Genomic DNA, 18,371 nt, shown 5'->3' with positions numbered 1-18,371 from the left:
CTTTTAATGATTTGACGGGCCGTTATTCCGGCCGCGTGCCTTCCCACGCGCGCTGCAGCAACGCACGCACGGCGTCGCGCTCGACAGGCTGCGGATTCCAGTACGGGTTGCGCACCGCGAGGTCGGCGGCTGCGTCGAGTTGCGCGGATGTCAGCCCGAGATCGCGCAGGGAAAGCGGCGCACCAAGCGAGCGCGCGAAGTCGTAGAGGCCGCCGCCGATCGTTCCACCGAACAGCTGCGCAAGCGGCTCAAGTTCCTGCGCTGCCGCTTTGGCGTTATAGGCCGCGGAATGCGGCAGCACGATGGCGTGCGTTTCCGCGTGAGGCAGATCGAAGCTGCCGCCCAGCGTGTGGCAGAGTTTGTGATGCAAGGACATGCCGACCGTGCCGAGCACCGAGCCGCACAGCCACGATCCAAAAAGCGCACGGGATCGGGCGGCGAGATCGTCGGGACGCGAGACGATTGCAGGCAGCGCATCGCGCAACGCCCGCACGCCTTCGACGGCCATCAGCGACGTCACCGGATTGCGATCCCGCGCATAGACGCCCTCCACCGCGTGCGCGATCGCGTTCAGGCCGCTCGTCACGCTCATCGCGACCGGCAGGCCGAGCGTCAGCGCCGGATCGTAGATCACCACTTCCGGCAGAATTTTCGGATCGCGCACGGTCGTCTTGATGCCGTCTTCGGTTTGACCGAGGATCGGCGTGACTTCCGAACCGGCATAGGTCGTCGCCACCACGATCTGCGGGGCGTCGTTGCGCCACGCGATGGCCTTGCCCAGGCCGATCGTCGATCCGCCGCCGAGCGCCACGAGGCAATCCGCGCGCGCCGCGTCGAATGCGGCGAGCGCATCGCGCGTCACCGCAACGGGCGTGTGCATCGCCGCCTCGCTGAACACGCCCGCCGCCAGCGGGCCGATCTGCGCGGCCAGTTTGTGCGCGTCGGCGCGTTGCGACGGCGTCGAGAGAATCAGCGCGCGCTTCGCGCCCAGTCGCGCGATTTCGTCGGCGACGGCGTCAAGCGTTCCGGGTCCGAACAGAATGCGACCCGGATGCATATCGTAGGTAAAGCTCGCAGTCATGAACGCACTCCGTACTCAGGCGACTTCGCGAACGCGAACATGGAGCTTCGCGATGACTTCGTCGAAACGCTGGCGCAACTGCGCCGCGCTGCTCGCCGTGGCCGCCACGTAGAAGTCGGGGCGCAGCACGACAAAGTTGGCATCAATTTTTTCGAGCCACTGCCGGTACGTTGAGTCGATATCGAGCGCATCGCAAGGCGTATTTTCACCACCCGGCGTGCCGATGCGCGCCGTGCGGCCTTCGATCAGCGCCAGTTGCTCCAGCCGCTCGGGCCCGAGCGCCTGCGCCGGATCGGCATCCAGACCAATCACGAACCAGCCATGCCCCACGGCCTGATCAAACCGGTCGCGCCGCCCGTTCGCCTCGACCACGCCCTGCACCGACAACTCGCCCGCATGCGCCGATCCGGCGGACCAGGCGCCCGGTCCCAGATGGCACACATCGGTCGGTACCGGCTGATGATTGCGCGCCTGCAAATCGGCCTTCATTTTCACATCGCGCTCAGCGGCCTCATTTTCGTTAGCAATGCAGATGATCTTGCCCAGCTCCTGACTGAACTCGATGTAATGCTTCGCGTGTTCAAGGCGCTCGGTGGTGTAGCTGTCGAGCACGGCGTCGGACATCCGGCCTTCGAGCATCGCGTTCAGACGCCAGCCGAGCGCGAACGCATCGCGCAACCCCGCGCACATGCCCTCGCCCGCAAACGGCGGCATCAGATGCGCGGCGTCGCCCGCAATCACGCAACGGCCGCGATGCCAGGTCTTCGCCCAGCGCGCCTGAAAACGATAAACCGCGCTGCGTTCGAGTTCGGCTTTGTCGGGCGTCATGCCCCAGGGCGCCAGCAGTTCCCACGCGCGTCGCGTCGTCTGCAACTCCTGCGCCGACTCGCCCGGCAGGACCATGAACTCCCAGCGACGACGGCCAGGGCCGCCGGGCACGATCGTCGTCGGGCGCTTCGGATCGCACAGTTGCCACTGCATCGGCTGCGCGGTGTAGGCCTCGCGCGGGATGAGGTCGAGAATGAGCCAGTCGAAGAAATAGCCGCGGTCCTCGTTCTCGATGCCGAGCGCCTCGCGCACGAAGCTGTTCGCACCGTCCGCGCCCACGAGGTACTTCGCGCGCAGCACGCGGGTATCGACATCGCCAACGCCCTCGCCAACTTCCTGCGGCGTGCGTCTGAGCGACACCGTCACGCTGTCATCGTCCTGAACCAGCTCTGTGCCCTCCCATCCGCGCAGCTGCGTGATGCCCGGCATGCCGTCGACGATGCGCGTGAGCCGCGCTTCGAGGTCGGGCTGATTGAACCAGTAACGCACGCGCCAGCCCGACGCCGACTGGCTCTGCCAATCGACGATCTGCAGATTCTCGCCGCGCGCGTCTTTCCAGTAATACAGCTCGTCGTGATACGAGATGGCCGGATCGTGCTCCGAGTCGATCCCGAGCGTCGCGAGAATGCGGGCGATTTCGTGGTCGTAGGTGACGGCGCGCGGCCGCCCGTACGCCTTCGACCAGCGCTCGACCAGCGTGACGCGTTTGCCGCGCTGACCGAGCAGGATGGCGAGCAGCGTGCCGACAGGACCGCCGCCGATGATGGCGACGTCGGCATCGAAGCGGGAATTCGGGCTTGAGGCGGGGGCGTTCATGTTCTGTCTCCTGGATTCGTCGCCCTGCTGGGCTGATGTTGCAAGGTGCGATGCCGCTGTCCGGGACGCCTGCCGCCCGGCCATCCGCGCATCCGCACGCCGCTTGAGACAGAATGTAGGTCAAAACTGAATGGTCGTCACATATGGTAAACGATCAGATTCGATATTCGCTCACAGTCAATCATCGCGGATCATTTGTCCCCATGGAACGCACCGGCGCACAGCCTGGCGGGCGCCCATTCGGATTAGAATGATCGTCAACAATGACTCTGGATAGATTTCGATGAGCGCTTCGGCCAACGAAAGCGAGAAGGAAGGACGCGTGGCGCGGCGGCAGCGCCGTAACCGCGAGGCGCTGATCAAGGCCGCCGGCACGATCATGAGCGAGAAAGGGATCGACGCCGCGACGATGCTGGAGATCGCCGATCTCGCCGATGTCGGCGCGGGAACGGTCTACAACTACTTCAAATCGAAGGACGAACTCGCGATCGCGGTGCTCGAGGACATGATGCACGAGCTGGCGCTGCGCATCGAACGCGCGACCGCCGGCCTGTCCGATCCAGCCGAGGTCTACGCGTTCGGCATTCGCACGGTGCTCGAAGCGGCCACGACGGATATCCGCTGGAAGGAAATGCTGTTCCGCTCGGAGGTGATCGCCGACGCGCTGTTCCGGCGCATGGGGCCGTTTGCGATTCGCGATTTGCGCCGCGCCGTCGAGGCGGGACTGTTCAGCGTGACCGATCCCGATCTCGTCTGGCACCTGAGCGCGCACGCGATCGTCGGCGCAAGCCTCGCCATCACCACGGACCGGATTTCGGGCAGCGTCAAGGATGAGATCGTCGTGCGCCTGCTCTGCATGACCGGCATCGGTATCGAGGCGGCCACGGCACTCGCGGCGCGTCCCCGGCCCGCTTCCGTGATCGCTTAAACGAGTGATTCACACCATCGGTGTAATTGACGGGTTTAAACCATGCACATTCGTACAGCTTCGCAAACCGACGCACAAGCCATCAGCGCAGTCGCGATTCAGGCCTTCGCACTCGCTTGTCCCGCGAATACGCCGGACATCGAGCTTCGAAAATATATCGACGAGAATCTCACGCCGTCACGCTTCGAATCGATTCTGGCCGACGGCAATTTCGATGTGCGCGTCGCGGACGATGGCGGCCATGTCGTCGGTTTCAGCGTGCTGACTCATCGTCCTGACGTGCTGGACATGCCGCTCGCAGACGGCATGGCGGAATTGACGCGGTGTTACGTGCTCCCGGCGTATCACGGCACCGGCGCGGCGCAAAAGCTGGTTTCAGCGACGCTGGCCGCGTTGAATGGCGCGATCCGGCTGACCGTCAACGATCAGAATGCGCGCGGCATCCGCTTTTACGAGCGCAATGGATTTGCGACGGTCGGCGAAACCACGTTTGTATGCGGTGACGATCTGCATCGGGATCTGGTGATGGTTCGCCCCGCCGCGCGTTAGCCATTCCAGGAACATCGATAGCAAAAATGCTTCGCTCGCGCGAGCGACCAAAAGCGCATCATGGCGGATCGTTCCGTCAACCTAGATGATGCTCATGTCTCACCCGCTGCCCCGTTTCGGTGTCTGGGCTCTGGTCCACGGCAGCCGCGCCGCCCTGCAAGATCCCGCCGAGCCCTACGACGCGTCGTGGGCTCGCAACAAGGCCCTCGTGCTCGAGGCCGAACGCCTCGGCTACGACTCGGTTCTCGTGGCTCAGCACACGATCAATCCGCACGATCCGCAACTCGACCAGCTCGAAGCCTGGACCGCGTCGGCCGCGCTCGCGGCGCTCACCGAGCGCATCGAGATCATCGCGGCCATCAAGCCTTATCTTTACCATCCCGTCGTGCTCGCCAAGATGGCGCAGCAGATCGAACACATCAGCGGCGGCCGTTTCGCGATCAATCTCGTCAACGCGTGGAATCGTCCCGAACTGGAGCGCGCCGGCATCGGCTTCGCTGAACACGACGCGCGCTACGCCTACGGCCGCGAGTGGATCACGGTGGTCGATTCGCTGTTGCGCGGCGAACGCACGTCGTTCGACGGTGAACATTTTCGCGTCGACGATTACGCGCTGCGCCCCACCGATCCTTTCCGTGAACGTCCGCGCATTTATGTGGGCGGCGAATCCGAACCGGCGCGTCAACTGGTGGCGGATAAAGGCGACGTGTGGTTCATCAACGGCCAGCCGCTCGACGACGTGCAGCGTCTGATCGGCGACGTTGCCGCCCGCGCGCGCCCGCAAGGCCGCCCCGCGCTGCGCTACGGTCTCTCGGCTTTCGTGATCGCGCGCGAGACCGACGCGCAGGCGCACGAACATCACGCTCACCTTTTCGCGCTCGCGGAAAAAGACCGTCCGCTGCGCGAGCGCCAGCAGGCGAACATCGACCCGAAGGCCGTCATGTTCCAGACCTTTGCGCAATCGGCCCGCGTGGGATCGAACGGCGGCACGGCCGCGCAACTCGTGGGCAGCTATGACGCGGTCGCGCAGCGCATCGCCGACTTTCATCGCGCCGGCGTCGAACTGTTCATGCTGCAATTCCAGCCCTTCGAGGCGGATATGCGCACGTTCGCGCAGCACGTCGTCCCGCGCGTGAAAGCGCTGCTGAGCTAGTTCAACGCAAGCCGCGACCGATCGCGGTCGATCGCGGCTTCGATATTTTTACTTTGATCAGTCATCCTATGGATATTCAACGTCGACGTTTCATCAACACGCTGACGGCCGCCACGCTCGGCACCGTCGCCGCGCCCGCCTTCATGTCGATCGCGCGCGCCGCCGAGACACGCACGCTGCGCATCGGTTATCAGAAGTTCAACACGCTCAATATCCTCAAGGGCACCGGCCATCTCGAACGCGCGCTCGAACCGCTGGGCTGGAACGTGCGCTGGGCCGAGTTCACGGCCGGGCCGCAACTCACGGAAGCGCTCAATGCGGGCGCGCTCGACTTCGGTCACGCGGCGGATACGCCTTCGGCCTTTGCTAACGCCGCGGGCGTGAACGCGGTCTATCTCGGCGCCGAGCAACCGTATCCGAAGGGAATCGGGATCTTCGTGCCGGCCAACTCGCCGATACGATCGATCCGCGAATTGCGCGGCAAGAAAGTGGCGATCGGGCGCGGCTGGAACGTGCAATATCTGCTGGTGCGAGCGCTCGACGAAGCCGGTCTGCAATACACGGACATCGAGCCCGTCTATCTCACGAGCGCGGCCGATGTGAGCGCCACCTATCTCTCCGGCAATGTCGATGCCGCCGGGCTCTGGGATCCGTTCCTCGCCAGCCAGCAACTCGCCACGTCGCCGCGCGTGCTGCGCGACGGCACCGGTCTCTCGAATAACCGGACCTTCCATCTCGCGCGCCCGGAATTCGTGAAAGCGAATCCGGACGTGATCCGCGTGCTCTTTCGCGAACTGCGCAACGCGAACACCTGGACACAAAGCCATCCGCAGGAAACGGCCAGCCTGCTCGCGCCGCAACTGGGCGTGCCGCCCGCGGTTCTGCAGTTATCGACCGAACGCCGCCACTACACGACCGTGGCGGTGACGCCCGACATCGTCAAGGAACAGCAGGATATCGTCGATACGTTCCATGGGCTCGGGCTCATCAAGCAACGCGTCGACGTCGCGCGATTCGTGTATCCGGAAGTCTTCGTGTAAGACGCCGTGGGGAGGCTTCGACGTTGAGCGTCGAACGCCCCACGGCTTCCACATCACTCAGCCTGTTTGCCGAACAGCGAAGGCGCCCACAGACTCGGATCGACGTCCTTGAACTGCGCGCGCACGAAGTGCTCCTTCAGGTGAAACGGCACCGTGGCGTCGTAGATCGTCTTGGTCGTCGTGCCTTTGGCGGTCACGCGCGGATCGTACAGCGCCGTCTGCGAGGGATCGAGCACATGCCCCGCCACGCCCGGCACGAAGATCGTGTCGATGTCGCCGGAGAAGCGCGTTTGCATCGCCCAGAGCACGTCGTTGGTGTCGAACAGGTCCACGTCCTCGTCGACGAGTATCACGTTCTTCAACTCGCGATACACCGCCAGCGCGATCAGCGCCGCCTGGCGCGTCATGCCGTCGTCGCCGTTGTTGCGCTTCCTGACCTGCAGCACCGCGAGGAACTTGCCGCCGCCCGAGCTGTGCGCGTACACGTTCTGCACGAGTCCCGGCAACGCGTCCTCGCACTCGATGTGAATCGACGCCTCGGTCGGAATGCCCGCGAGGCTCACGTGTTCCTCGCCGGGCCCGACCAGCGTCTGCAGAATCGGATTGCGGCGCGTCGTGATCGCCGTGACCTTGATGACCGGCAGCGACGGATTGGCTTCGCCCGTATAGCCGGGAAACTCGGGCATGGCCTTGCCCGTGTGCGTATTCTGATCTTCCGCCACGCGCACGTTCGGCAGAATTTCCCCTTCGATCACGATCTCGGCGCGCGCGATGGCGCGCTGCTTCACCGTCAGGCACTCGACGAGTTCGACCGGCTGGCCGCGCAGGCCGCCGGCGACGCACAGCTCGTTGAAACCGAACGGCGTCGTGGGCGCTTCGAACTCCGCGCCGATATGAATGGCCGGATCGAGGCCCATGTTGATCGACACGGCGAGCGGCTTGCCGGCGGCCTCGGCCTTTTGCCGGAACGCGTCGATGTGACGACCGGGCGCGAAGAAAATCGACAGCTCGTCCTTGCTCTGCACACACAGACGATGGATGGTCACGTCGACGTTGTCGCGATCGTCGGGATCGCTGCCCAGCACGAGGCCGAGGCAGAAAAACGGCCCGGCGTCCTCGGTCGTGTTGGTGGGCGCGGGCAGGATCTTGCGCAGATCGAAGCCCGCGTCACTGGCGCGATACACCACTTGCTGGCACGGCGCGTCCTTGTTGTCGATCACCACCGGCGGCGTGACGTTGCGCCGCGCGTCGGCCATCTGAATGCCCAGCTCGCGCGTGGGCGCGCCCAGCAGCAGGCTGACGCGCTCGCGGCTCGCCATGAGCCCCACCAGCACGCGCGCATCGGGATAGCCCTTGATCGTGTTGAAGGTCATCGCCGGGCCGATGCGCGTGGGCCGCATCACCGTGCCGCCCGCGCCGATATGGCGATAGACGCCGGCAAGTTCGTCTTTGGGATCGATCTCGCGATCGGTTTCGATGTATTGCCCCGGAATCGTTTTCAGCAGCTCGATGGCCGAGCGAAGATCGTTGACGGGCGGCACCTTCCAGCCTTGCGGATGCGGCTCGCCGGGTTTCACGACATGGTAGGACGTGGGACGCTTCTGCGGCATGGTCGCGATCTCCTTCAGGCGCGCTCGACAAAGGTTTTGAGGCGATACAGCACTTCGCCCCAATGCGTGTTGCAGAACGGGAGGTCGTCGTCGCCTTCATCCCACTCGCCATGCGTCAAATCGACCTGCGTGCGGCCATCGGGCAGCGCCGAGAGCCGGAACGTCAGCGTCTTGCCGACCGAACTGCCCGGGCCTTCGACTTCCGTCTGCTGAATGGCCGTATCCGGCTCCAGCGCGTCGGTGCGCCAACCGAAACGCTGGCCTGGGCGCGGCGTCAACGTCATCACCTGACCCGGCGAAATCGCGCCTTCGACGTCGCCCAGATGCCAGCCGCGCATGGCCTCGAGCGCGGTGAGCGCCTCGTAGACCGCGTGCTTCGGCGCGGAAATCTTGATCGCATGTTTAAGCGTAACCATGTGAGCTCCTTCAGCTGACTGAAAGGATGCATTCGTCACGGCGGGAAGCCGAACGCCGCTTCTCCTGCATGTTCGCTCGTAGAGTAATGCAAAAGCGTAGTTCGCCGCCTCGGACTGGGCACGGGCACGCGCAACACGATTCATTTTTAATACGGATACCGAAGTTATTCACGATGCGCGAGGCGAGCATCGTGGTGTCGCGCCCGACTGCGGACCTGCGCAACCTAAAGGATTCTTCATGTTTGATTTCCCGGGATCTGGCACCATGAAGTACTTCCTTTTTCGAGTGAGTTGCCTCTTCTCATGCGCCATTCATGCTTCGCCACACTCCGCAATCGCACCGGGAAACTCGTTGTGCTCGCAAGTTCCGCGCTGATCGCCGCCTCGGCTTTCGCGGCCACGCCGGACGCCGCGTCGAACGCGCTGCCGTATTCGAATCTCTCGACCTTGCACGTTAAAGCGTCGCAATTGCAGCCTTTCCTGCAGGCGCTGCGTCACAACGCCGCCCATGCGCGCGACGAAGCGGGCAATCTGTCGTTCACCGTGTTTCAGTCGACGACTTCGCCGACTACGCTGTACGTGCTCGAACAATGGAAGGATCAGGCCGCCTATGAGGCGCATATGAAGCAGCCGGCGCTGCTGGAGATGCACCAGGCCGCGAAGGCCGATCTGGACGGCGGTATTGCGCATATGCGCATTATTCCGGCGACGCCGGACGCCGGCATTCAGCCGAAGCAGATCGCGCAGGGCGATCAGACCAGCAATGTGCTGGTGTTTCTTTCGGTGAAACCCGCTGAATCGGCGAAATTCCACGAGGACGTCGCGGCCGTTTCGCCGACGTTTCGCGCCGCGCCCGGCAACGTTTCGTTCGAGGTCTATCAGAACGCCGACGACAAGAACGAAATGGTTCAGCTCGAACGCTGGACCAGCGAGGCGACGCATCAGGACAATCTGAAGCGTCCCGTGATCCAGCAGATTCGCAGCGGCTACGCCATCACGCTGGCCAAGCCGATGCTCGACGGCCGCGTGCTGCTCAAGGACGTCACGGACAACTAAACCGCGTTTCTACACCGCGTTTCTAAACCGCGTTTGATACGCGTAGCGCGCGGCGCCTGAGCCCTGCCGTCCTCGGCAGGACCCCACCACCTGCATGGCAGGTGTTACCACTTCGCCCCGAACGTCGCGCGCAATTCTTCGAGTTGCGCTTCGCCGAGCGGCTCGGGCTTCGGCGAAGTCATCAACCAGAGTTGCGCGGTCTCTTCGAGTTCTTCGAGCGCATACGCCGCCTCCGACACGCTCTTGCCCCACACCACCGGCCCCAGCCGCTCCAGCATCACGCCACGCACTTCGTTGGCGAGTGCGCGCACGCGCTCGGCGACACCCGGATCGCCGGGACGGCAATACGGAATCAGCGGAATGTGACCGACTTTCATCACGTAGTAAGGCGTGATCGGCGGCAAGATGTCGTCGGGCTTCCACACGCCCGCGAGCGACAGCGCCACGAGATGCGTCGAATGCGTGTGCACGACGCCGTGCATCGCGGGATTCGTGTCGTACACGTTGCGATGCAGCGCGAGCGTTTTCGACGGTTTATCGCCGCTCACCCACTCTCCGTTGCGATCGACTTTCGCAATCGCCGCGGGATCGAGATGACCGAGACAGGCATCGGTCGGCGTGATCAGCCAGCCGTCTTCGAGGCGCGCGCTGATATTGCCCGCCGATCCCACCGTATAGCGGCGCGAATACAGATCCGCGCCCACGCGCGCGATCTCTTCGCGCGCGCGATTCTCGGCATATTGTGCGCTCGTCATCGTGGTCATCGTGCGGCTCCTCCCATCTGTTCAAACTGTTGCAGCGCTTTTTCGAAGAAGTCGACGCTGCCGAAGTTACCGGACTTCAGCGCCAGTGCGTAGCGCTCGCCGCCGTTGGACACCGTCCAGGGCACGCCCGGATCGATCTGCGGGCCGATCGTGAGCGCGCCCACATCCAGCGCGCTGACGACGGAGCCGGACGTTTCGCCGCCCGCGACCACGAAGCGGCGCACGCCCGCATCGCGCAAACGCTGCGCGCTCTGCGCGAGCGCCCGCTCGACGAGACTGCCGGACTCGCTGGTGCCGAGCTTCGCCTGCACCGCCGCGACTTCTTCCGGCGCGCTCGTCGCGTAGATCAGCACCGGTTCGTGACCGATATGGCGTTGCGCGAACTCGCAGGCTTCGTCGACCACCGCCTGCGCATTCTCCGCAAGACGCAGCGCGTCGAGGCGAAAGGCCGGACGCCCCTGGCCGATCCAGTGCGCCACCTGGCCCTGCGTGGCCCGCGAGCAACTGCCCGCCAGCACGGCGGACAGCCCGTCGACCGCGGGCAGCGCCTGCGCATCGCCGTCCTCGGGCAGCAAACCGGCGCGCGCGAAATTCCCCGGGAGTCCCAGTGCGAGACCCGAACCGCCGGTCACCAGCAGGTCGGACGCGCACGATTCGCCGAGCGCGTAAAGATCGGCTTCGGAAATGGCATCGGCAATCGCAAGACGCACGCCCTCGCCTTTCAGCGTTTCGCGCGCCTTCGCGAGCGCTTCGCTACCGCCCTGCACCGCGTCGTAGCGCAGCAAGCCGACCTTCGACGGCGTTTGCCGCTGCAGCGTGCGCACGATGTTGGCGTCCTTCATCGGCGTGAGCGGATGGTTCTGCATCCCCGACTCGTTGAGCAGCGCGTCGCCCACGAACAAGGTGCCGCGATACACCGTGCGGCCGTTTTCCGGCAGCGCGGGACAGGCAATCGCGAAATCGGTGCCGAGCGCTTTCATCAGCGCGTCAGCGACGGGGCCGATGTTGCCTTCGTCCGTCGAATCGAAGGTCGAGCAGTATTTGAAATAGAACTGCTTGCAGCCGAGCGAGCGCAGCCATTCGAGCGCGGCCAGCGACTCGGCCACGGCCTCGTCGCGCGGCGACGTGCGCGATTTCAATGCGACCACGACCGCCTGCGCGGACGTATCGAGCGGCACGCCCGGCACGCCGATGGTCTGCACCGTGCGCATGCCCGAGCGCACCAGCATGCTGGCGAGATCGGTCGCGCCGGTGAAATCGTCGGCAATGCAGCCGAGCAAGGTCGAATCAGGTTTCATGATGGCAGTTTCCATGCGCCCCACGCGCGGCGGGACAGCGATCGATGACCGGAACGGAGCGGCAGACGGCGCGAAGCGGCGGAAAAAAAGCGGTAACGCAAAATTCCCTCAATCCGTCTGCAGCCCAAATTTGTAATCGGTTACAATTCTAGCATCAGCAAACCTGACGGAGAAGTCATGTCCCGCATTGTCCTGTTACACGCGACGCCGGTCGCCATGCAACCGGTTCACACCGCCTTCGAAGCACATTGGCCCGAAGCGGAAACGGTCAATCTGCTCGACGACGGCCTGACCATCGACCGCGCCCGCGAAACGGAACTGAGCGAGAAGATGATCGATCGCTTCGTGAATTTCGGCCTCTATGGCAAGGCGATGGACGCGGACGGCATCCTCGTGACCTGCTCGGCGTTCGGCCCCGCGATCGACAAGCTGGCCGCCACCGCCGGCATTCCGGTCCTGAAGCCGAACGAAGCGATGTTCCGCGAAGCGCTCGCGCTGGGCACCCGCATCGGCATGCTCGCCACGTTCGGGCCGTCGGTGAAGACGATGACCGACGAGTTCGACGAATACGTGCGCGAATCGGGCGTCGCGGCCACGCTGCGCACGATCGTCGTCGACCGCGCGATCGACCTGCTGCGCAAGGGCGACGTCGAGACCCACAATCGCCTCGTCGCGGAACGTGCGCCGGAACTCGCCGACTGCGACGCCATCATGCTCGCGCATTTCTCGACCTCGCGCGCGGCCGCCGCGGTTCGGGCCACGACGTCCGTGCCGGTCCTGACCGCGCCCGACGCCGCGGTTTCCCGCATGAAAGCCTTGCTCCAGTCGCGCTGATCGCTGCCCGCGCCACGCCGCGCGGGCGCTTTCACGCGATAATGGCTGTTTCGCCGCCCCACTTTTCGATCTCGACTCCAGGAGCCGCCCAGAACATGGCAACGGAAGCCGTCCAACCGGCATCTGACGCTCGCCCGCGCGTCAGCGTGGCCGACGTCGCGCGCCACGCAGGGGTGTCCACCGCGACCGTGTCGCGCGTGCTGAACAAGCCCGACTCGGTGCGCGCCGACAAGCGCGAGGCGGTGCGCCAGGCCTGCGACGCCCTTGGCTACGTGATCAACGGCGCGGCGCGCGCGCTCTCGCTGAACCGCACGTTCACCATCGGCGCTGTCGTGCCGACCATCGAGACGCAGACCTTTTCGCGCTCGCTGAACGCCTTCCAGCGCCGGCTCAACGAGTCGGGCTACACGCTGCTGCTGGCCAGTTCCGACTTCAACCCCGCCGCCGAACTCGAAGCGGTGACCAAACTGCTCGGTCATGGCGTGGATGCGCTGATGGTCGTGGGTCATACGCACGACCCCAAGATGTGGGAACGCGTGGATCAGCGCGGCGTGCCCTGCGTGCAGATGCTCGCGATCGACGCGCGGCGGCCCAGCATCGGCTACGACAACATGGCGATCGGGCATCTGATCGCCGATCATCTCGTGCAGCTGGGTCACAGCGACATCGGCGTGATCGTCGGCACTCCGCCCACCAACGATCGCGTCACCGACCGTATCCGCGGCATCCGCAAACGGCTGAGCGGCAGCGGTTTTCAGTTGCCGCGCGAACGCGTCGTCGACAACGCTTTCAGCCTCAACGAAGCGCGCCTCGCGGCGCTGAAGATGCTGGCCGACCCGGCAACGCGCCCGACCGCGATTGTCTGCGGCAACGATCAACTGGCGTTCGGCGTGCTGCTCGCGGCCGCGTCGAAAGGCATGCGGGTTCCCGAAGATCTTTCGGTGGTCGGCTTCAACAATTACGACTTCGCCGCGCACCTCACGCCGTCCCTGACGACGGTGAGCGTCGACCTCACGCAGCTCGGCGAGCAGGCGGCCGATTATCTGCTGCGCTGCCTCGACCAGATTCCGCATCCCGCTTCGCTGCCGCGCATCGAAACGGCGCTGATCGTGCGCAGCAGCACCGGGCCCGCGCCCGTGAAAGCTACCACCCGGCGGCGCAAGCATTCGCCGCTGTCCACCAGCGCCTGACGGCGCGCGCGAGCCGGTCAGCGCGGGTCCAGCCCTGCCCGGCGATAGTCCTCGCGCGCCGCTTCGTCGTTGATGTGGGCAATGAAACGCTTCGCCTCTTCGGCGTTTTGCGTCCCGGCAAAGCACGCCACCGAAAACGACAAAGGCTGCTGCGCGCCCGGCGGAAACGGCCCGACGATCTCGATGCCCGCCACCGTGAGCAATTCGCTGATCTGCTGGATCGCGACATCCGCCTCGCCGGTCAGCAGCTTCTCCGCCGCGAGTCCGTCCTGGATGATCGTGGCCCGCGCGTTCAAGGCATCGGCCACGCCCCACTGCTCGATCAGCCGGCTGAAATAGATACCGCTCGCGCCGCCCTTCGAATACGCCACCGAGCGCGCGCCGAGCAGCGTGTCGCGAAAGGACTCGACGGTGTCGATGCGCGGATGCAGCGCGCCACGCTGGACCGCCAGCCCCAGATTCGAGCTGAGCAGTTCGACGCGCGTCGCAGCGTCGGCGATACCTTGCTCGACCAGCGCATCCATCGCCTCGCGCGTCACGAGCAGCACGTCGGCGCGCTGGCCCGCATGAAGCGCCTTGACGATCACCGAGGTCGGATTCCACTCGATCTGCACGGCGCCGCCGCTCTGCTCGAAACGCGGGACGATGCCGGCCGCAAACGGCGTCTGCACGACGAAGCCCGACATCAGGCGCACGGGAAGACGGGAGGAAGAGGTAGACATGGAGAATCCTTTGCCAGGAAGCGGAGAAAGCGGAATGCGAAGCGCGCCGCGTAGGGCGCGCTTCCCAGGCGCGACGTAGCGTGAAGTCGCGCTACGTCACGCCACGCGCCGCACGTGCGCGGGCGTGAGCTGATCGAGCGTACGCACGCCGAGGAAGGCCATATCGCGATCGATTTCGTCGGCCAGCACCTTGATGGCGTGCTGCACGCCATCGGTGCCGCCGAGCACCGCGCCGTACAAAAACGGCCGGCCGACGAACACGAAGTCCGCGCCCAGTGAAATCGCTTTCATCACATCGGTCCCGCGCCGGATGCCGCTGTCGATAATGACCTTCATGTCCTGCTTGAACGACGCGACTTCTTCCAGCGTGTCGAGCGGCGCGATGGCGTAGTCCAGCTGGCGGCCGCCATGATTGGACAGGATCACGGCGTCGGCGCCGCAGGACTGCGCAATGCGCGCGTCGGCGGGCGTCATCAGGCCTTTCACGACGAGATTGCCCTTCCAGCGCTTGCGGATCGCCTCGACGTGCCGCCACGCGAGTTCGTCGCGCTTGTTGGTGTTGCGCACCTTCTTCGACATCATCGGCGGCCCGCGTTCGGCATCCGTGTTCTCGAAGTGAGGCGCGCCGTGTTTCAGAAACGTCTGCGCCACGGTGCCGAGCAGCCAGCGCGGATGCAATGCGCTTTGCCACATGACGCGCGGCGTCATCCGGATCGGCATGCTGAAGCCGCTGCGCGTGTTGTGCTCGCGGTTGCCCAGCATCGGCGTGTCGCCCGTGACGACCAGGGTCTCGTAACCGGCGCGCTCGACGCGATCGACCAGCCGGTCGATGCGCGGCTGATCGCCCGCCAGATAGGCCTGAAACCACGCATCGCGGTTCTCGGCGATGACGTCTTCGAGCGTGATCAGCGCGGACGCACTGAGAATCATCGGCACGTTGCTGCGCTTGGCCGCCTCGGCGAAACGCAGGTCGGCGCGATAGGACACGAAGGCCGAGCCGCCCAGCGGCGGAATGCCGAAGGGATGCGCATAGCGCCGCCCGAACAGCGTCACGCCCTGATCGCGCCCGGACACGTCCACGAACATGCGCGGCAGAAACGCGTAACGCGAATAGGCGTCGCGCGCCATCTTGACGGCCGACTGCGTTTCCACGCCGCCCGCCACGTACTGAAAGATCATCGGCGGCAGCACGCGTTTTGCGTGACGCTCGAAATCGTCCAGCGCAAGCAGGTCGCGGAACGCGCGCGGCACCGCGGCTGCCGCGGGTTTGTTGCCGCTTCGCGACGGTTCGGCCACTTCCTTCGCCGCACCGCCCGCACCATCCATCGTAGGGTTCGTCATCGACATTTCCTTCGGACCACCGCACGCAAGCGCCGGAAGATCGCCTTCAAGTCTCTTAAATTTGTAATCGGTTACAAGATTTAGTGTATTATGGATGCATTGAATTCGTCAAATCAATCAGGGCGGCACAAAGATCGTCAACGGCAAGGTGCGGCACGTTGCTGCATCCGGAGATCAGTGGTTCTCCGTCGCCGTGAACGTCCGGATATCAGGAGGAGCGCGGCGATCGCCGCCTGCTGCGACATGGCCAATACCTACGTTTACGTGTCAAACGCCGAGGATGGCGACATCAGCACTTATCGGCTCGATCCCGCGCGCGCCGAACTGCAGCCGCTCGCGCGCACGCCGGCGGCGCAACTGGTCATGCCGCTCTGCTTCGACCCGGTCACGAACACGCTGCACGCCGCGGTGCGTCGCGCGCCCTTTGCCATCCTGAGCTATCGTGTCGATCCGTCCACGGGCGCGCTCACGCCGCTCGCGCAAACGAGCGTGTCGAACAGTTTCGTGAATCTGCGCATCGACGCTTCGGCGCGCTGGTTGCTGGCCGCCTCGTATGGCGCGAATCTCGTCAGCACGTATGCGCTCGACGCCCAGGGTCTGCCGCAACAACAGCCCGCCTGTACCGTGGATATCGGCCCGATGCCTCACGCCACTGTGGTCGATCACGACAACGCGCACGTACTGGTGCCCGCGCTCGGCGACGACCGCGTTCACGCGCTGCGCTTCGACGCCGACTCCGGACAGTTGAGCGCGGAGCCCGCCTATACGCTCGCGACCGCGCCGGGTTCCGGGCCGCGTCACGCCGTACTGTCGGCGAACGGACGCTTCCTGTATGTGCTGAACGAATTGCTCGGCACGGTGCTGGTATTCGAACGCGTGGTGGAAGCGAACGGCGCGCAGGCGCTGCGATTCGTCGAACGACAATGCGTGCCGTCGATTCCGGCGGACACCGGCATGGTGCCCGGCCGCGCGCGTCCGCCTTCGGGCGTCACGCTCGCCGCGCACGACATGCACGCGCCCGACTCCATTTATTGCGCCGATATCCAGATGCGTCCCGACGGCCGCTTTCTCTACACATCGGAGCGCACGCGCGGCCTGCTGAGCCGTTTCTCGGTGGATGCCGCGAACGGCCGTATCGAGCATCTGGACACGATCGCCACGCTCGAAAGCCCGCGCAGTTTCGCCATCGATCCGACCGGCCGCTTCATGGTCGTCGCGGGCCAGAACACACCGCGCGTCGCGCTGTACGGCATCGATCACGAAAGCGGCGCGCTGCGTCTGCTGCACGATGCACCAGGCGGACGCGACGCGAACTGGGTGACGATCGCGCATTTCGAATAGCGCCAAAAGCGAGCCACGCGCGGGGCCTCGCGCCCCCAGGACGGTTCGCGGCTTCACCCCATAAATACAGAATCTTTTGTTATCCGGGAGACGGGATGAAACCAGGTAAATATCGCTATGTCGTGGCCACGCTGCTATTTTTGGCCGGGGCCATCAACTATATGGACCGCGCGGCGCTCGGCGTCGTCGCGCCCATCCTCAACGACGAACTGCATCTCGCGCCCGCGCAGATGGGTTTCATTTTTAGCGCCTTTTTCGTGGGGTATTCGCTGTTCGCCTTCGTCGGCGGCCAGCTCGCCGACCGCTACGGCCCGCATCGCGTGTTCTCGTTCGCGATGGGCGGCTGGTCGTTGATCTGCGGGCTCACGGCCACGGCAACCGGTTTCTTCTCGCTGCTGTTTCTGCGCACCTTGTTCGGCTTCGGCGAAGGGCCGATGAACGCCACCACGAACCGCACCATCACGAACTGGTTCCCGCGCGAGGAAACCGCCACGATGATCGGCTTCACGTTCTCGGGGCAAACCGTGGGCAGCGCGATCGCCGGTCCGGTGGTCGGTCTCACGGCGGTCGCGCTCGGCTGGCGCACCGCGTTCGTCGTGATCGCCGCGCTCGGTCTGGTGTGGCTCGTGGCGTGGGCGATCTTCGGCACCAATCGTCCAGCGGAGAACCGCCGCGTCGGCGCGGCCGAGCGCGAGCTGATCGAATCGAGCCGCCGCCGCACAGATCACACGCAAGCCAAACCGCACGCGCCGCTCAAATCGTTCCTGCTGCAACCGAGCACGCTCGCCGTCGCGGCGGGTCTGTTCGCCGCGAACTACATGCTCTACGTCTTCATTTCGTGGATGCCGAGTTACTTCACGCACGGCCTGCATCTGAGCGTGCAGACCATGAGTCTCGTAAGCGTCATTCCGTGGCTCTGCGGCGGCGTGGGCTACTTCGGCAGCGGCATCGTCGCGGACATTCTCTTCAAGCGCATGAGCAACAAGCTGCTCGCGCGCAAGCTGACCGCCATCGTGCCGCTCGCGCTCTCAGGCATTTCGGTGCTGAGCGTCGGGCATGCGCAGTCGACGCCCGTGATCGTCGCGCTGGTCGCACTGGCCGTGATGTTTCTTTCCGCCGCGTGCCAGGCCTGCTGGGCCACCATCCACGAGCTGATTCCCGCCGATCACGTGGGCGGCGTGGGCGGCTTCGTCCATCTGATCGCCAACACGTCCGGCATCGTCGGACCGGCGCTGATGGGCATGGCCGTGCAATACCTCGGCGGCTACGACAGCGGCTTTCTGCTGGGCGCGGCGATCGATTTGCTGGGCGTGCTCGCCATGCTGTTTTTCATCACTTCGCAGGCGGGTCGCCGGAACCCGGCATTCGATTCGTCGCAGGCGTGAACGGTTTTAGAAACGGAGC

The 18,371-nt window shown here is 64.9% G+C and carries 17 protein-coding genes; 9 read left to right on the top strand and 8 right to left on the bottom strand.

The features are described 5' to 3' along the window. Window positions 1-22: 22 nt before the first annotated feature. Entirely contained in the window at window positions 23-1,081 is a 1,059-nt protein-coding gene (locus G3N97_RS08155; protein ID WP_205992765.1) for a maleylacetate reductase, read from the bottom strand. A gap of 15 nt (window positions 1,082-1,096) precedes the next feature. Beyond that, the gene (locus tag G3N97_RS08150; protein ID WP_205992764.1) at window positions 1,097-2,725 is read right to left on the bottom strand and encodes a bifunctional 3-(3-hydroxy-phenyl)propionate/3-hydroxycinnamic acid hydroxylase; all 1,629 of its coding nucleotides are present in this window, start codon (window positions 2,723-2,725) and stop codon (window positions 1,097-1,099) included. A gap of 283 nt (window positions 2,726-3,008) precedes the next feature. Between G3N97_RS08150 and G3N97_RS08145 the strand changes: the two genes are divergently transcribed. The 4 genes from G3N97_RS08145 to G3N97_RS08130 all read left to right on the top strand — a co-directional run bounded on the left by G3N97_RS08145 (window position 3,009) and on the right by G3N97_RS08130 (window position 6,395). Then, window positions 3,009-3,653, top strand: a complete 645-nt coding sequence (locus G3N97_RS08145; protein WP_205992763.1) for a TetR/AcrR family transcriptional regulator — start codon at window positions 3,009-3,011, stop codon at window positions 3,651-3,653. A 42-nt stretch (window positions 3,654-3,695) separates the two neighbouring features. Further along, entirely contained in the window at window positions 3,696-4,202 is a 507-nt protein-coding gene (locus tag G3N97_RS08140; protein ID WP_205992762.1) for a GNAT family N-acetyltransferase, read from the top strand. A gap of 94 nt (window positions 4,203-4,296) precedes the next feature. Continuing rightward, entirely contained in the window at window positions 4,297-5,355 is a 1,059-nt protein-coding gene (locus G3N97_RS08135; RefSeq protein ID WP_205992761.1) for an LLM class flavin-dependent oxidoreductase, read from the top strand. Window positions 5,356-5,423: 68 nt separating this feature from the next. Continuing rightward, a complete protein-coding gene (locus G3N97_RS08130; RefSeq protein WP_205992760.1) occupies window positions 5,424-6,395 on the top strand; it encodes an aliphatic sulfonate ABC transporter substrate-binding protein in 972 nt (323 codons plus the stop codon). Between the two features lie 53 nt (window positions 6,396-6,448). Here the strand turns inward: G3N97_RS08130 and G3N97_RS08125 are convergent, their stop codons facing one another. Beyond that, the gene (locus G3N97_RS08125; protein ID WP_205992759.1) at window positions 6,449-8,005 is read right to left on the bottom strand and encodes a UbiD family decarboxylase; all 1,557 of its coding nucleotides are present in this window, start codon (window positions 8,003-8,005) and stop codon (window positions 6,449-6,451) included. A 14-nt stretch (window positions 8,006-8,019) separates the two neighbouring features. Continuing rightward, entirely contained in the window at window positions 8,020-8,421 is a 402-nt protein-coding gene (locus G3N97_RS08120) for an SRPBCC domain-containing protein (protein ID WP_205992758.1), read from the bottom strand. 354 nt (window positions 8,422-8,775) lie between these two features. Between G3N97_RS08120 and G3N97_RS08115 the strand changes: the two genes are divergently transcribed. Next, window positions 8,776-9,477: an antibiotic biosynthesis monooxygenase gene (locus tag G3N97_RS08115; RefSeq protein WP_205992757.1), complete on the top strand. Its 702-nt coding sequence runs from the start codon at window positions 8,776-8,778 to the stop codon at window positions 9,475-9,477. Window positions 9,478-9,581: 104 nt separating this feature from the next. Here G3N97_RS08115 and G3N97_RS08110 read toward each other — a convergent pair whose 3' ends face one another. Beyond that, on the bottom strand, window positions 9,582-10,232 hold the full coding sequence (locus G3N97_RS08110; RefSeq protein ID WP_205992778.1) for an aldolase: 651 nt from the start codon (window positions 10,230-10,232) through the stop codon (window positions 9,582-9,584). A gap of 5 nt (window positions 10,233-10,237) precedes the next feature. Beyond that, window positions 10,238-11,539 carry a 3-oxo-tetronate kinase gene (gene otnK / locus G3N97_RS08105; protein ID WP_241030460.1) on the bottom strand — a complete coding sequence of 434 codons (1,302 nt, stop codon included), beginning with the start codon at window positions 11,537-11,539 and terminating at the stop codon, window positions 10,238-10,240. Between the two features lie 177 nt (window positions 11,540-11,716). Between otnK and G3N97_RS08100 the strand changes: the two genes are divergently transcribed. Together G3N97_RS08100 and G3N97_RS08095 are read left to right on the top strand one after the other, a co-directional pair. Further along, a complete protein-coding gene (locus G3N97_RS08100) occupies window positions 11,717-12,373 on the top strand; it encodes an aspartate/glutamate racemase family protein (protein WP_205992755.1) in 657 nt (218 codons plus the stop codon). A 95-nt stretch (window positions 12,374-12,468) separates the two neighbouring features. Further along, window positions 12,469-13,563 carry a LacI family DNA-binding transcriptional regulator gene (locus tag G3N97_RS08095; protein ID WP_205992754.1) on the top strand — a complete coding sequence of 365 codons (1,095 nt, stop codon included), beginning with the start codon at window positions 12,469-12,471 and terminating at the stop codon, window positions 13,561-13,563. A 17-nt stretch (window positions 13,564-13,580) separates the two neighbouring features. Here the strand turns inward: G3N97_RS08095 and G3N97_RS08090 are convergent, their stop codons facing one another. Both G3N97_RS08090 and G3N97_RS08085 read right to left on the bottom strand, forming a co-directional pair. Further along, complete coding sequence (locus tag G3N97_RS08090; protein WP_205992753.1) at window positions 13,581-14,285, bottom strand: substrate-binding domain-containing protein; 705 nt, start codon at window positions 14,283-14,285, stop codon at window positions 13,581-13,583. A gap of 96 nt (window positions 14,286-14,381) precedes the next feature. Beyond that, the gene (locus tag G3N97_RS08085) at window positions 14,382-15,611 is read right to left on the bottom strand and encodes an alpha-hydroxy acid oxidase (protein ID WP_205992777.1); all 1,230 of its coding nucleotides are present in this window, start codon (window positions 15,609-15,611) and stop codon (window positions 14,382-14,384) included. A gap of 258 nt (window positions 15,612-15,869) precedes the next feature. Here G3N97_RS08085 and G3N97_RS08080 point away from each other — a divergent pair, with 258 nt between their 5' ends. Continuing rightward, complete coding sequence (locus G3N97_RS08080) at window positions 15,870-16,967, top strand: beta-propeller fold lactonase family protein (protein ID WP_205992752.1); 1,098 nt, start codon at window positions 15,870-15,872, stop codon at window positions 16,965-16,967. A 95-nt stretch (window positions 16,968-17,062) separates the two neighbouring features. Next, window positions 17,063-18,352 carry an MFS transporter gene (locus G3N97_RS08075; RefSeq protein WP_205992751.1) on the top strand — a complete coding sequence of 430 codons (1,290 nt, stop codon included), beginning with the start codon at window positions 17,063-17,065 and terminating at the stop codon, window positions 18,350-18,352. Window positions 18,353-18,371: the final 19 nt, after the last annotated feature.

This window comes from Paraburkholderia sp. Ac-20347 (assembly GCF_017104805.1).
GTDB classification, from domain to species: Bacteria; Pseudomonadota; Gammaproteobacteria; order Burkholderiales; family Burkholderiaceae; genus Paraburkholderia; species Paraburkholderia tropica.
The sequence above is the reverse complement of the archived record's forward strand: the minus strand, read 5'-3'. Positions and strand labels throughout refer to the sequence as shown.